Annotated in this window: 12 protein-coding genes; 1 reads left to right on the forward strand and 11 read right to left on the reverse strand. The window is 57.3% G+C overall.

Going from position 1 to position 12,997, the window contains the following annotated elements; translation table 11 throughout:
- Positions 1 to 72 precede the first annotated feature (72 nt).
- The 9 genes from GOV90_RS08180 to GOV90_RS08220 all read right to left on the reverse strand — a co-directional run bounded on the left by GOV90_RS08180 (position 73) and on the right by GOV90_RS08220 (position 10,580).
- Positions 73 to 1,737, reverse strand: coding sequence for an iron ABC transporter permease (locus GOV90_RS08180; protein ID WP_171092940.1), 1,665 nt, complete (start codon positions 1,735 to 1,737; stop codon positions 73 to 75).
- Between the two features lie 122 nt (positions 1,738 to 1,859).
- Positions 1,860 to 3,077: a phenylacetate--CoA ligase family protein gene (locus GOV90_RS08185; RefSeq protein WP_171092938.1), complete on the reverse strand. Its 1,218-nt coding sequence runs from the start codon at positions 3,075 to 3,077 to the stop codon at positions 1,860 to 1,862.
- 19 nt (positions 3,078 to 3,096) lie between these two features.
- Positions 3,097 to 3,930, reverse strand: coding sequence for an ABC transporter ATP-binding protein (locus GOV90_RS08190; RefSeq protein ID WP_171092937.1), 834 nt, complete (start codon positions 3,928 to 3,930; stop codon positions 3,097 to 3,099).
- 99 nt (positions 3,931 to 4,029) lie between these two features.
- The gene (locus tag GOV90_RS08195; RefSeq protein WP_171092935.1) at positions 4,030 to 5,313 is read right to left on the reverse strand and encodes an ABC transporter substrate-binding protein; all 1,284 of its coding nucleotides are present in this window, start codon (positions 5,311 to 5,313) and stop codon (positions 4,030 to 4,032) included.
- A 74-nt stretch (positions 5,314 to 5,387) separates the two neighbouring features.
- Entirely contained in the window at positions 5,388 to 6,464 is a 1,077-nt protein-coding gene (locus GOV90_RS08200) for a branched-chain amino acid ABC transporter permease (protein WP_171092932.1), read from the reverse strand.
- 3 nt (positions 6,465 to 6,467) lie between these two features.
- Positions 6,468 to 6,725: a hypothetical protein gene (locus GOV90_RS08205; protein ID WP_171092930.1), complete on the reverse strand. Its 258-nt coding sequence runs from the start codon at positions 6,723 to 6,725 to the stop codon at positions 6,468 to 6,470.
- 3 nt (positions 6,726 to 6,728) lie between these two features.
- A complete protein-coding gene (locus GOV90_RS08210; RefSeq protein ID WP_171092928.1) occupies positions 6,729 to 7,715 on the reverse strand; it encodes a branched-chain amino acid ABC transporter permease in 987 nt (328 codons plus the stop codon).
- A 29-nt stretch (positions 7,716 to 7,744) separates the two neighbouring features.
- A complete protein-coding gene (locus GOV90_RS08215; protein ID WP_171092927.1) occupies positions 7,745 to 8,563 on the reverse strand; it encodes an ABC transporter ATP-binding protein in 819 nt (272 codons plus the stop codon).
- A gap of 52 nt (positions 8,564 to 8,615) precedes the next feature.
- Entirely contained in the window at positions 8,616 to 10,580 is a 1,965-nt protein-coding gene (locus GOV90_RS08220) for an AMP-binding protein (RefSeq protein ID WP_171093354.1), read from the reverse strand.
- Between the two features lie 323 nt (positions 10,581 to 10,903).
- On the opposite strand from GOV90_RS08220, the gene GOV90_RS08225 reads away from it, so the two are divergent.
- Positions 10,904 to 11,269 (forward strand): cupin, encoded by a 366-nt coding sequence (locus GOV90_RS08225; RefSeq protein WP_171092925.1) that lies wholly within the window; start codon positions 10,904 to 10,906, stop codon positions 11,267 to 11,269.
- 100 nt (positions 11,270 to 11,369) lie between these two features.
- Here the strand turns inward: GOV90_RS08225 and mutT are convergent, their stop codons facing one another.
- Both mutT and argJ read right to left on the reverse strand, forming a co-directional pair.
- Positions 11,370 to 11,768, reverse strand: a complete 399-nt coding sequence (mutT, locus tag GOV90_RS08230) for an 8-oxo-dGTP diphosphatase MutT (RefSeq protein ID WP_170334201.1) — start codon at positions 11,766 to 11,768, stop codon at positions 11,370 to 11,372.
- Positions 11,765 to 12,991, reverse strand: coding sequence for a bifunctional glutamate N-acetyltransferase/amino-acid acetyltransferase ArgJ (argJ, locus tag GOV90_RS08235; protein ID WP_171092922.1), 1,227 nt, complete (start codon positions 12,989 to 12,991; stop codon positions 11,765 to 11,767). The genes mutT and argJ overlap by 4 nt, the downstream gene beginning before the upstream one ends.
- Positions 12,992 to 12,997 lie beyond the last annotated feature (6 nt).

Here is a 12,997-nt window from a genome sequence, read left to right on the forward strand (position 1 = left end):
CATCCAGCCTTGCCGGAAATCACGTTTGAATCAAGCCTGATGCGTTACGACCCCAGAATTCAGGCAGAAGTGTTACCGCCGACCAACCTGACGGCAAATCAGGATCACCGGCAACAAACCCACGGCCAGAATGACCAGTGATGGCACGGCCGCGCCCTCCAACCGCTCATCCGAAGCCAACCTGTAGGCTTGCACGGCCAAGGTATCAAAGTTGAACGGCCGCATGATCAGCGTGGCGGGTAATTCCTTCATCACGTCCACAAAAACGATCAACAGGGCGGTCAGCAGGGATGGCGTCAGAATAGGCAAATGAACACGCCGCAAGGTCCCCAGCGGTGACTGACCCAGTGACCTCGCAGCAGCATCCATATTGGCGTGCACCGTGCTTTGACCCCCTTCATAGGCGCTGAGCGCGGCTGCCAGGAACCGCACCATATAGGCAGCGACAAGCAACCAGATCGAACCTGTGACCAGCAATCCGGTGGACACATCGAATGTCTTGCGCATCCAGGCATCCAGCGCATTGTCGAACCCGGCAAAAGGGACGATCAGACCCACCGCAATCACGCCCCCCGGCACGGCATATCCCAACCGCGCCAGATAAGCCGTCGCAGAGGACGCCCGCCCGGGCCTTAGACGTTGGAAGAACCCGATGCTGATCGCCGCAAAGACAGTGATGACCGCTGCTGTTCCGGCCAGGGTCAGCGAGTTCTGGATAAACCCGATATAGCGCCGCGACAGCAGGTTTTGTTCCGATTCCAGCCCCATCTCGACCAGAATGATCACAGGCAGCAAGAACCCGAACAGAACCGGTATCGCACACAGCAGAAAGGCCCCAAAGGCGCGCAGGCCCGTCAGATCGGCTGCCGGTTGCGCCACATGTTGTTTTCCTGCCTGATAATACTTCGCCTTTCCGCGTTGGGTGCGTTCAGCCACAGCCATGACCAAGGCAAAAACCAGCAGGCACAGCGCCAATTGCGCCGCCGCCGCGCGGTCCGCCATGGAAAACCAACTGGTGTAGATACCGGTCGCAAAGGTCTGCACGCCGAAATACGAAACGGTGCCAAAATCCGCGATGGTCTCCATCACCGCCAACAGAACGCCGCCCGCAATCGCCGGCCGTGCCATTGGCAACGAAACGCGCCGAAACGCCAGCCACGGGTTGTTCCCCAGCGCCCGGGCCGCCAAAAACGCCGTTGCGCTTTGCTGCAGAAACGCGGCACGCGCCAGCAGATAGACATAGGGGTACAGAACAAGGATCAGCATCACCGCTGCACCTTCGGTCGAGCGTATTTCCGGGAACCAATAGTCGCGCGGACCCCAGCCCGTTACGTCCCGCAATGTGCTTTGTACGATCCCCGGATGGTCCAGAATGAACGTGTAGGCATAAGCCAGAACATAGGCCGGGAAAGCCAATGGTAGAACCAGGGCAATCTCAAGAAACCGCACACCCGGAAATCGGGTCATCGTCACCAGCCAGGCCGCGCCGGTGCCGATGCAGAACGTACCTGTTGCGACAAGCACCACAAGGATCAGGGTGGTCACCGTATAACTCGGCAGAACCGTTTCCATCAGGTGCGAGATCGTATCGGTCCCACCCGTCACCGCTGCCAGCACCACCGCAACCATGGGCAGCAGGCAAGCCGCCGCCACAAGGTAAGCGATCCCAGCCAGCAGGCGGGTTCCGCGTACGCCACGATTGCGCGATCCGTTTTGTGAGTATTCGATCTGGGCCATCATCCCGGCTTGTGACTGGCAAAGGCGAAAGGTCCGCCTTTAATCGACCAAAAAGCTCGGAAACACCAGTGCGCCCGGCAACAAATCTGCGGCATTTAACGCCGCAGACGTGTTTTTTGCAGCTATTCGTAGACCCTTTGATCCTCGATGACCAAACCGTCTTTGGGAAGTGAGCCCGGGGCTACAACCTCGATCGCGCCTTTCAGCTTCAGCACTTCGGCCACCGACTTGGCATAGGCCGGGTTATCCCCGCCTGCGCTTTCGATTTGTACGGTCATCGTGTCCATCTCGCCTTGACGCATCGCGATGACGCGGGCTTTGACAATCTCGTCATGTTTGTCGACCAGTGCTGCCACCTGTTCCGGGCGCACGAACATACCTTTGATCTTGGTGGTCTGGTCCGCGCGGCCCATCCAGCCCTTGATCCTCGTGTTGGTGCGGCCACAAGGCGAAACCCCCGGCATCACCGCCGACAGATCCCCTGTCGCAAAGCGGATGAGCGGGTAATCAGGGTTCAAAGAGGTCACAACAACCTCGCCCACTTCACCCGGGGCGACCGGAATACCAGTTCCGGGGGTCACAATCTCGACGATCACATGTTCGTCGATGATCATCCCTTCCATTGCTGCGCTTTCGTAGGCGATGTTACCAAGATCCGCCGTCGCATAACATTGCAGGCACGAAATTCCGCGATCCGCATATTCCTGACGCAATGACGGAAACAGCGCCCCGCCGCCAACAGCAGCTTTCGAGAAATTCAGCGAAACGCCCATCTCATCGGCTTTGTCCAGAATGATTTTCAGGTAATCCGGCGTTCCTGCGTAGGCCGTACAACCGACGTCCCGCGCGGCTGTAACCTGCAGCTCGGTCTGACCAGTTCCAGCTGGCAGAACCGCCGCCCCGACTGCACGTGCACCGTTTTCAAAGATCATGCCCGCCGGGGTCAGGTGATAGCCAAAGCAGTTCTGCACAATATCACCGGCGCCTACACCCGCAGCATTCAGGAACCGCCCCATGCGCCACCAGTCGTGATCCGTGCTGCCCGGTTCATAAATTGGGCCCGGCGACTGGAATACATGATGAAAATGCCGCGCGGGCTTCACCGTAAACCCACCGAAGGGCGGCCGTTCTGCCTGCGCGCGGGTCAGGTCCGACTTTCGCAACACCGGCAAAAGCGGCAAATCTTCGGTCGAAACCACTTTATTAGTGTCTGAATCCGTCAGATGCGCCGCGAACCCGGGCGCGGATGACACGCGCTTGATCTGTTCGACAAGCGCTGCCGCCTGATCGGAGGCGCGTTGGTCTGCCGAACGGGTTTCGAGTGAATCGAAATAGGTCATCGCAATATCCTCCATCCGCTCACAGCCACCTCTTGCGACGGCGGTAAGACCGCACGTCACGGAAGCTTTTGCGGCCTTCATCTGACATGCCGAGGTAGAATTCTTTAACATCCGGGTTCTCGCGCAGCTCGGCAGCAGGGCCATCCATCACCACGCGTCCGGATTCCAAAATGTATCCGTAATGCGCAAACCGCAGAGCCACGTTGGTGTTCTGCTCAGCCAGCAGGAAAGACACACCCTCTTTCTCATTGAGGTCTTTCACAATGCCAAAAATCTCTTCGACCAGCTGCGGCGCAAGACCCATCGAGGGCTCGTCCAACAGGATCGTTTCAGGCCGCGACATCAAGGCCCGACCCATGGCAACCATTTGCTGTTCACCGCCCGAGGTATAGCCCGCTTGTGACTTGCGGCGTTCTTTCAGACGCGGGAAATAGTTGTAGACCAGTTCCAGATCCTGCTGGATCGCTGCAGACCCATCTTTGCGGGTATAGGCCCCCGTCAGCAGGTTTTCTTCAACAGTCAGGTGTTCAAAACAGTGGCGACCTTCCATCACCTGGATGACGCCCTTTTCCACCAGATCAGCCGGGTCGCTTTCATGCACGCTTTGACCGCGATACTTGATCGACCCTTTCGTGACCTCTCCGCGTTCCGAATGCAGCAGGTTTGACACAGCCTTGAGGGTTGTCGTCTTGCCTGCGCCATTGCCGCCCAGCAATGCTGTGATACCGCCTTTGGGCACAGTCAGGCTGACGCCCTTCAGCACGAGGATTACGTGATTGTAGATCACCTCGATATTGTTGACTTCAAGCAGGGTTTCCGCCTGCACGTCAGTGGTATTTGCCGCATCCAGCATCAGCGCGTGTCCTCATGCCTTGTTCTGTAGGAGCGGCAGAAAAACCGCCGCTCCGAACGGGTTACGAGGTCCAGACAAGATCTGGGCCTCGGGATTTGCTTACTCGCAGCGCTGCGAGATGTTGTTTTCGGCCGCATAGGCTGCCGAGTCTTCCTCGATCAGCGCGTTGATGACCTCGACGTCAGTTGGCTTGAAATCCTGAACAGGGTTCCATGTTCCAGCGGCGGCATCCCACTGGACAACACCGACAAGACCCGGGCCTCCGTGATTGTCACACGAGACCGCGAATTCAGGTCCAAACCCGGCCATGCCCAGCGCTTCCATCTTGGCGTTGGTGATTTCAAGCGCTTCCATGCCATCGCGCATCATCGACGCGTCGATATCTGCGGTGCCGTGCATCTCTTGCGCGGTTTTCACCGCTTCAGCGGCAAGCATCGCGGCATAAAGACCACGGTTATACTGCACCGTGCCCAGCTGATCGCCTGCACCTGCAGCCTTGCCAGAATCGACAACGTATTTCTGCAGATCGTCATAAACCGGGTAATCGTCACCCAGCCCGGTGAAGGTCAGCGCCTTGTAACCGGTGGCCTTTTCACCTGCGGGTTGCACGTCGAATTCAGCGCCGGACCACCATACACCGATGAAGTTTTCCATCGGGAAGCGGATGTTGGCAGCTTCCTGAACCGCAACTTGGTTCATGACACCCCAGCCCCACATGATGACAAAGTCAGGCTTTTCACGACGAATTTGCAGCCATTGCGACTTTTGTTCCTGACCAGGGTGGTCAACAGGAAGCAGTGTCAGGTCATAGCCATGCTTTTCGGCCAGTGTCTCGAGCGTGCGGATCGGCTCTTTGCCGTAAGCCGAGTTGTGGTAGACCAGCGCAATCTTCTTGCCGCTCAGATCTCCGCCATTTGATTCCAGAAGATAGTTGATCGCGCCTGACGCGCCATTCCAGTAGTTGGCAGGATAGTTGAACACGTGGCTGAACACTTTACCGTTCGCCGCCGAGGTTCGGCCATATCCCATCGTGTGCAGCGGAATGCCGTCTGCGGTCACCTTGGGAATCAGCTGATAGGTAATGCCGGTCGACAACGGCTGATACACCAGCGCGCCTTCGCCTTTGGTCGATTCATAGCATTCCACACCTTTTTCGGTGTTGTACCCGGTTTCGCATTCCAGCACGCGGGCAGGAACGCCACCGATGCCGCCATCGCGTTCGTTCAGCAGGGTGAAATAGTCGGCGTAACCGTCAGCAAACGGGATACCGCCTGCAGCATAAGGGCCAGTCCGGTAGCTGAGCGACGGGAACACAAGGTCGGCCATGACCGGACCTGCGGCCATCACGGCGCCCAGCGCCAGGGTTGCCAGTTTCTTGTTCATCGGGTGTCTCCTCCCTTGATTGATCCGATGTTGTGTTTCAGGCTTTCCGCCTGTCTTTTCCTTGGGCCAGCCCCTTAGTGCGGGAATGGCCAGAGTCTGAGTTTCTCTTTCGCAACGCGCCACAATTGGGCCAACCCGTGTGGTTCGAGGATCAGGAACATGATGATCAGTGCACCCACAATCACGAGGTTCAGGTGCGCCACGATATCTGTCGGCCAGCCAAGCAGGTCGACACCAAGCAGCTTTAGAACCACAGGTAGCAAAACCAGGAAGGCCGCCCCGGCGAATGACCCAAAGATCGAGCCTAACCCGCCAATAATCACCATGAAGAGCACCAGGAATGATTTCTGGATACCAAAGACCTCACCCACTTCGACTGCACCCAGGTAAACCGCAAAGAACAGCGCACCTGAGATGCCGACAAAGAACGAACTGACAGCAAATGCAGTGAGTTTGGCCTTGAGCGGGTTCACTCCAATGATTTCGGCTGCGATGTCCATGTCGCGGATCGCCATCCAGGTCCGACCTGTTGTTCCACGGGTCAGGTTACGCGCAATGATGGCGCAGACTGTCAGGAAGATCAGACAGAACAGGTATGTGGCCCAGGCTGGCGCATTCGGACCGGTGATGATGATGCCGAACACGTCCCGTTCGGGCGCGTTGATCTGACCTGATGCCGAATAGTTGTAGAACCATGGCACCCGGTTGAAGAGCCACACCAGAAAGAACTGTGCCGCCAACGTGGCCACGGCCAGATAAAACCCTTTGATCCGCAGTGAGGGCAGGCCAAACAAGACGCCCACAATGGCTGTGATGCCCCCAGCGAGGATCACGTGGATGAACATGCTGACATCGGGGAAAGCGGTCATCAGCTTGTAGCAGGCATAGGCCCCGACCGCCATGAAACCACCGGTGCCCAAACTGACCTGCCCGCAATAGCCCACCAAAATGTTCAACCCGATCGCGGCAATCGCATAGATCAGGAACGGCAGCAGCAGTGCGTTCGCCCAATAGTCGTTGATGATGAAGGGAATGATCCCAAATGCCACCGCCAGGACGACGTAATACCGGTACCGGTCGAACTTGATCGGGAAGGTCTGGCTGTCATCAATGTACGAGGTTTTGAAATCCCCGGCCTCACGATAGAACATGTCTTACTTTCCCCATTCTTCCTGCGCCCTGTTCCGGGTCGCGGCGTCCAGCTGGTTGGACCCTTTGGCGTATCCGCTCGCCTCTGAGGAGCGCACCAGTTTCAAGTAGGCCAGAACCCCCATGATCAGGCCCGCAAAGGCCAGAATCGCGGCGATGGTCAGCTGGCCTTCGGTCAGATCATCCGAAGTCAGGGCGATATACCCGAAGGCCCAGAACCCTGCCCATGCGATCACGTTGATGATGGCGATCAGCTTGGTCATGCACTACACCCTCTCAATGATCTTCTCGCCGAACAGACCTTGCGGTCGAAACACCAGGAAGATCAGTGCAAGAACATAGGCAAACCAGTTCTCGGTCGCGCCGCCCAAGGCGGGGCCAAGCGCGAATTCAAAGAGCTTCTCGCCCACACCGATGATCAGCCCGCCCACAATGGCGCCGGGGATCGAGGTAAACCCACCCAGCATCAGCACCGGCAGCGCCTTGAGCGCGATCAAAGACAGCGAGAACTGAACGCCTGATTTGGTGCCCCACATGATCCCTGCGACCAGTGCGACGAAGCCCGCCACCGACCAAACCATGATCCAGATAAAGTTCAGAGAAATGCCCACCGACAGCGCCGCCTGATGGTCATCCGCCACCGCGCGCATCGCGCGGCCTTGCTTTGTGTACTGGCTAAACGCGACCAGTGCTGCCACCAACAGTGCTGCGATGACCGTCGCAACGATGTCCAGATTGTCGATGAAGAAGCCGTAATCGAAGATGTTAAAGGTCGTCTCGTCGATCCACAGGTTGATGCCCTGCGGCAGGCCCACATCCAGAGTCTTGATCTCGGACCCCCACATCAGGTCGGCCACGCCTTCAAGGAAATAGGCCAGACCGATGGTCGCCATGAACAGGATGATCGGCTCTTGTCCGACCAGATGACGCATCACGAAGCGTTGCACCGCCCAGGCCAACAGCACCATAACCGCCATTGTAAGAATGATCGCCACCAGCGCAGGCACGTTCCAGCCGAAGTAATGAATATGAGTGCCGAAAATCGCGTTGATCAGATGTGCAAAGGGCACCTGACCTTTCATTATCCCAACCAGCGTCATCGCTGCGAACAGGGCCATAACCCCCTGCGCATAATTGAAAATCCCCGAAGCCTTGTAGATCAGCACAAAGCCCAGCGCGACCAGAGCATAGAGCACCCCGGCCATGAGACCGTTGAGGATGACCTCCATCGCAAATACGAGTTGTTCAGGCATCTGCGCCTCCCCAAATATCTGTCTGGATATCAATCATGGCTGACCCCCAGATAGGCGTCGATGACCTCTTGATTGTTGCGCACCTCATCAGGTGTGCCGTCCCCGATCTTCTTGCCGTAATCCATCACAACCACCCGGTCGCTCAGGTCCATCACCACGCCCATGTCATGTTCGATCAGAGCAATCGTTGTGCCAAACTCATCATTCACGTCGAGGATAAAGCGGCTCATGTCCTCTTTCTCTTCAACGTTCATGCCTGCCATGGGTTCATCCAGCAGCAGCAGCTTGGGTTCCGCCGCCAGCGCTCGCGCCAGTTCGACGCGTTTTTTCAAACCATAAGGCAGGCGGGACACGGGCGTTTTGCGGATGTGCTGAATCTCAAGGAAATCGATAATCTTCTCGACCGCCTCACGGTTCTCCGTCTCTTCCGCCTCGGCCTTGCCCTTCCACCACGCCTGCTGAAACATGTTGGTTTTCATAAAGCTCAACCGCCCGGTCATGACGTTGTCCAGAACGCTCATTCCTTCGAACAGAGCAATGTTCTGGAACGTCCGTGCGATGCCTTGTTGCGCAACCTCATAAGGCCGCATTGGTGGGCGCTTTGATCCGTGGAACCAGACCTCCCCCTCTTGCGGCACATAAAAGCCCGAGATCACGTTCAGCATCGAGGACTTACCCGCCCCGTTCGGCCCAATGATCGCACGGATCTCACCTTCGCGAATGTCGAACGAGATATCCTTGATCGCCACCACACCACCAAAACGCAGCGTGATGTTCTTCATTTCCATCACCACACCGCCAATCTGGCGGCCGTCTTCGGTGACATATCCTTCTGAATTATCCAGCATCAGTTACTCCCTGACACGAAAACGAGAAGATGGGCGGCAGGTCGAGCGGCGCTCATTCCGCCGCAACCTTGTGCTGCGCGACCGGCACAACCGGTGCGTCTACGATCTCCAGAGTTGCAGAAATCGAGCCCTTGCGGCCATCCTCATAGGTCACTTCGGTGGTGGTCGAAACGCTCTCGGACCCGTCATATAGCGCGGCAATGATGTCGTGGAACTTGTCCTCGACAAAGCCGCGGCGCACTTTGCGGGTCCGGGTCATCTCGCCATCATCGGCATCCAGTTCCTTGTGCAGAACCACAAAGCGATGGACCTGACAGCCCGACAGCATTTCATCTGCCGCGACCGATTTGTTGACCTCTTCCACATGGCCGCGAATCGTCTCTAACACGCGGGGATGACCCGCCAGTTCCTGATATGACGCATAGGCCACGTTGTTACGCTCGGCCCAGTTCCCCACAGCCGTCAGGTCGATATTGATAAAGGCGACACAGCGATCCTTGCCGTTTCCGAACAGCACGACCTCAAGGATATCGGGATAGAACTTCAGCTTGTTCTCGACATATTTCGGCGCAAACATCGACCCATCGGCCATTTTGCCCACATCCTTTGCCCGGTCGATGATCCGCAAGTGACCCGAGGTCTCCTCAATGAACCCCGCATCCCCGGTGGCCACCCACCCCTCGGCATCCTTTGTCGAAGCCGTCGAATCCGGGTTGTTATAGTACTCAACAAAAACTCCGGGTGAGCGATAGTGAATCTCACCCTTGTCGTCGATCTTCAGCTCCACATCCGGTGCGGGAACCCCAACTGTGTCGGCGCGCACTTCACCATCGGGCTGCACGGTGATGAAGACGGTTGCCTCGGTCTGACCGTAAAGCTGTTTCAGGTTGATGCCCAAAGAGCGGTAGAAATCAAAGATTTCCGGCCCAATCGCCTCACCCGCGGTATAGCCGACGCGAAAACGGCCATAGCCCAACGTATCCTTGAGCGGGCCGTAGACCAGCATATTGCCCAACGCGTATTTCAGCTTATCGCCAAAGCCCACCGGTTTGCCGTCCAGCAGCAATCCTCCGACCTTCTTGGCGTGCGCCATGAAGTGGTGGAACATGCGCTGCTTCAGCTTGCCCGCATCCTCCATCCGGATCATCACATTGGTCAGCTGCGTTTCGAACACGCGCGGCGGTGCGAAGAAATAGGTCGGCCCGATCTCGCGCAGGTCTGTCATCATCGTGTCGGCGCTTTCGGGGCAATTCACGCAGAAACCGCACCAATAGGCCTGACCAATCGAGAAAATGAAATCCCCAACCCAGGCCATCGGCAGGTAAGAGAGAATGTCTTCGTTCCGCGTCAGATGATCAAACTCGGCTGAGTTCTTGGCGCTCTCGATAACGTTACGGTTCGAAAGCACCACACCCTTGGGTTTGCCCGTGGTGCCCGAGGTATACAGCATCACGCAGGTATCGTCGTAAGTGATCGCAGCGATGCGCTTGTCCAGTTCCGCATCAAAACGCGCGTGGCCTGCACTGCCCTCGGCCATGATGTCCTCAAGCGCGTTCATCTGGGAATGGTCATACTTCCGCATTCCACGCTTGTCGGTATAGAGGATGTGTTTGACCTGATGCAGGTTTTCCTGAATTTCGATGACCTTGTCGACCTGCTCTTGATCACCGCACACGACGTATTTCGCACCACAGTGTTCCAGCACATAGGCCATCTCTTCGGCGACCGAGTCCTGATACAGGGGCACCGGAACTGCGCCGACCATCTGCGCAGCCACCATCGACCAGTAATGCGCGGGACGGTTGCGGCCTATGACGGCGATATGGTCGCCTTTCTCAACGCCCAATTCCAGAAACCCAAGCGCAATCGCGCGGATTTCCTTGGCGGCTTCCGCCCAGGTCCAGCATTGCCAGATCCCGAATTCTTTTTCCCGATAGGCCGGGGCATCCCCGAACTGGGTCACGTTGCGGTGTAACAGCGCCGGAAGGGAGCTTAACCCCTCAGCGCCCGACTGCATCTGAGCCAATCTTTTTCTCCTCCCCATCCGGCCCCTCCTCCGAGCCGGAAACGACAGATCAGGAACACGCCCCGAATGCCGATGTCCCGATAAGGGACGCAGGAAAGATCAACGTCAAGTTTTGCCTGATGTTTTCTCAATTCTTACGAATTGTAACAGGGTTGGATGGACGGTGTTTCGAGCTGTACAAGCTGTGCAACCTGTCAGAATTCATTGGCGGTTGGCGGTTTTTGGCAGGAAAATCAGGTTTGATCTCTTGATCTGCAGGACGGATTTTCTCCTATCATGTGATCAGCAATGACCAAATTTGAAGGGATCGACTTGTGCATTTTTTCAAACTTTTCTCTGATCACAAAGGCGAAAGCCATTGGGAAGATGTGCCCGTGATTCTGAACGAACGCAGCTTTGCCCCACCGGCCCGAGAGATCGAGATTTCGGAACCAGAGCCCGCCCGACAAGTTCTATTTCTCAGGTTGAGGGCGGGGTGGAACGAGCCAATTCATCCTACACCTGTCAAACAAAGACTCATCTGCTTGAAAGGCGCGGTGAAAGTTACCGCAAGCGATGGTGAAGCTCGGGAAATCAGGCCAGGCGACGTGTGGCACATGGAAGACAAACACGGGAAAGGCCATCACACAGAGGTGATCAGCCGAGGCGATTTCGAAGCGGTGATTATACAATATGAATGATCCTGGCCCGCGCGATCGTTGCGATCAGGACAGATCATAAAATAAACTAAGTTAGGTCTAAGTCGGATACGCTTCTTAGGTACAAAAACGCTGCTCGAACCTACAACCAATCCCGCAATATCGGGATCAATGGCACATCCGCCGCAGGCATCGGGTAGTTCCGCAGATCGTTCGCGCGCACCCATTTCAGCGCCTGCCCTTCTTTCGACTGCGGTATTCCCTCCCATTTGCGGCACGCAAACAGAGGCATCAGCAAGTGGAAATCGTCATAGCTGTGGCTGGCGAAGGTCAACGGCGCGAGGCACGAGGCCCAGGTGTCGATGCCCAGTTCCTCATGCAATTCGCGGATCAGCGCGGCTTCGGGGGTTTCGCCGGGTTCGATTTTTCCGCCGGGGAATTCCCACAGACCGGCCATGGATTTGCCCTCGGGACGTTGGGCCAGCAGGACGCGCCCCTCGATGTCGATCAGGGCAACGGCAGACACTAACACTGTCTTCATGAACGATAATCCGCGTTGATCTCGATATATCCATGGGTCAGGTCGCAGGTCCAGACGGTGGATGCGCCCTCGCCCAGCCCCAGATCGACCGCGATCACAAGGTCCTGACCCTTCATATATTCGGCCGCATCCTCCTCACGGTAGTCAGGGTTGACCCAACCTTTTTCCGCCACAAGAATGTCGCCGAACGAGATGCTCAGCAGGTCACGATCCGCCGCCGCGCCAGATTTGCCAATTGCCATGACGATACGACCCCAGTTCGGGTCCTCACCCGCGATGGCGGTTTTGACCAGCGGAGAGTTGGCGATGGCCAGCCCGTGGGTTTTGGCGTCAGCGTCCGTGGCGGCTCCGGTCACACGAATTTCTACGAATTTCGTGGCCCCTTCCCCGTCACGCACGACCTGTTGCGCGAGGTCCAGCATCACGGTTTCCAAAGCCTCGGCAAAGGTGGAATTGCCAGTGGCGTCCACGCCAGATGCCCCGGTGGCGCAAAGCAACAGGCTGTCCGAGGTCGACGTATCGCTGTCTACGGTAATGCAGTTGAAGGTCCGGTCAGTCTGCGCGCTCAGCATGGACTGCAGCGCCGATTGCTCGACCTGTGCGTCGGTGAAGATATAGACCAGCATCGTCGCCATATCGGGCGCGATCATGCCGGACCCCTTCGCAATCCCTGCAATAGAGACTGTTTTTCCGTCAATCTCGACCTGTGCTGATGCGCCCTTGGGGAAGGTGTCGGTGGTCATGATGGCACGCGCCGCATCCTCGATGGCATGGCGGCTCAGGCCGGATTTTAACGTCTCAAGCTGCGATACAATACGGTCATGCGGCAGCGGTTCGCCGATCACGCCGGTGGACGAGGTAAAGACACGTTCTACCGGAACGCCAGTGGCCTTGGACACGGCTTGTGTCACTTCGGCCACCGAGGTCTGGCCATAGTGACCTGTAAAGGCATTGGCATTGCCCGAGTTCACCAGGATCGCCGCAGGCCCTTCGCTGGACCCACCGATCTTGTCCTGACAATCCAGCACCGGCGCAGCCCGTGTGGCCGAGCGGGTAAAGACCCCGGCCACCGAAGTGCCTGGGTCCAGAACCGCCAGCATGACGTCGGTACGGCCCTGATAACGCACGCCGGCCTCGACAGTTGCGAAACGCACACCGTCAATCGCGGGCAAATCGGGGAAAGACGCTGGGGCCAGCGGCGAAACCTTGGTGATCTTGGCCACGGGTCT

Source organism: Ruegeria sp. HKCCA5929 (genome assembly GCF_013034525.1).
GTDB lineage: Bacteria > Pseudomonadota > Alphaproteobacteria > Rhodobacterales > Rhodobacteraceae > Ruegeria.